The sequence below is a fragment of the Serratia sp. LTN-2 genome, assembly GCF_059740205.1.
The window spans coordinates 1-512 of record NZ_JCAXDO010000105.1 but is presented as its reverse complement, the minus strand read 5'-3'; the positions used below and the strand labels follow the sequence as shown (position 1 = coordinate 512).

Annotated in this window: 1 protein-coding gene; it reads left to right on the top strand. The window is 66.2% G+C overall.

The features are described 5' to 3' along the window. Positions 1–512: Ig-like domain-containing protein (locus AC6BYQ_RS28580; protein ID WP_498057940.1), on the top strand; the 512-nt coding region annotated here is incomplete at both ends.

The following is a 512-nucleotide window of genomic DNA, read 5'->3' as shown; positions in this document are numbered from 1 at the left end:
GGCGTGGCGGCCAACACCGTGACGGCAACGTTCCTGGATGCGTCAGGCGTGCCGGTGGCGAATGTACCGGTCACCTTTACGGTGTCGGGTACAACGGCGCAGCTGACTGCCGCGACGGTGAACACGGATGCTTCCGGTGTGGCGGTTGCGGAAGTGAAGGACACGGTGGCAGAGGTTGTGACCGTGGGGGCCACGGCTGCGGGCGTGGGCACCACGCCGGCATCTGTGGACGTGACCTTTATTGGCGTGCCGGATGCGGCGAAGTCAACGCTTGCGGTGACGACGGATAGCGCCCTGTCTGACGGCGTGGCGGCCAACACCGTGACGGCAACGTTCCTGGATGCGTCAGGCGTGCCGGTGGCGAATGTACCGGTCACCTTTACGGTGTCGGGTACAACGGCGCAGCTGACTGCCGCGACGGTGAACACGGATGCTTCCGGTGTGGCGGTTGCGGAAGTGAAGGACACGGTGGCAGAGGTTGTGACCGTGGGGGCCACGGCTGCGGGCGTGGG